The following is a 1,235-nucleotide window of genomic DNA, read 5'->3' on the forward strand; positions in this document are numbered from 1 at the left end:
ACTCTGGCGCAAGAAGGCATTATGCATCAATTTATTGCCAAAAGTGACCGCTTTAAAAGCCAGACACCCCGTTTTGGTCAGTACCTCGTTGTACTCGAAAAGGATCTTCCCGAGCGTACCCGATGTTTCACGGACCGCCTGCAAGTTAGCGATGTTGGTGGCGAAAGAGCCGTTCTGGTCTATCACTTCAAGGCGACAAACCACTACGGTAAATACGCTCACACTTCTGAAGATACCAGCACTCCTTACGCAACTGCTGAGCAAGGTCTGTTGAATGGCATTCATGATATTGGCGTACTTAATGGCAAGTTTGGCATTATGCCAACGTCAACCATACCGTCATTTCACGCTACCGGGCGTCGTTGGGTGTTCCTCAGTCCGTTGTTGGGGAACTCGGATTATTTTGCCTTTCCATTACCCGGAGATTTTGAAGGCTGGATCGAAGCCATTGAGCGTCCCGATTTTGGCTGGGATGGTTTGCGGGATTGGGGTGATGTTGAGTTTTATGGCTCTATGAAAAGCGGCCTTGGTTTTACAGACTCTAAAACCTGGGGTTATACCCCAGAGGTTTTACAGCGGTTGAGTTTTGCCAATGCCATGTGTGAAAACCTGCTGGCAGCTGTGTTGTTAAGATCACGTTTGCGTCGGGACTCTGCGGATTATCATTATCAAATTGACCAGTCAGTGAAAGAGACAGAAAACTTCATTGAACAGCTACTGAACGAATACCTGTCGGGTCTGTTTGCAAAAGAAAAAGAATCACAGCCCAAGCCAAGATTGCAAAAATTTATGCAGCTTGACGATGCTAAATATCTTTCATGGTTGACTCGCACGGCTCAGGAGATCCTGTACTGGACGGCTCTGCAACCTGATGAGGTCAAAGCCTCTTGTGCATTTACTCCTTCTGCTGAGTGCTACTCAGAACACTTAAAGCGCGAGGGAGTTCTGGATGAAATATTGTACCCGAAACCTTTGCACCGCTTGGACAGGCAGAAAAAATTTCCCAGAGACTTCCTTCGATGCAATGGTCAGTTCAATCTCGGAGCTAATAATGCTGTTTTTCCCCTGGTCAGTCTTGTTAAGGGACTTACGTTGTTTGCCGGCAATATTTTTGCATTCGCGGATCAATACGCAGAGGAGGATAGTATGGAATGACGTTGATATGGCCGAGCCTGGTAAACATCTAGCAGCCTGTCGGACTTAAGGCTGTCCTACTGCGGTTGCAATAAATTGGT

1 protein-coding gene is annotated in these 1,235 nt (G+C 47.0%); it reads left to right on the forward strand.

Translation table 11 applies throughout. The features are described 5' to 3' along the window. A partial coding sequence (locus KDK19_RS18280; RefSeq protein WP_257292529.1) for a hypothetical protein occupies positions 1 to 1,155 on the forward strand: 1,155 nt, incomplete at its 5' end. Positions 1,156 to 1,235: the final 80 nt, after the last annotated feature.

The organism is Endozoicomonas sp. ONNA1 (assembly GCF_024606325.1).
Taxonomy (GTDB): domain Bacteria; phylum Pseudomonadota; class Gammaproteobacteria; order Pseudomonadales; family Endozoicomonadaceae; genus Endozoicomonas_A.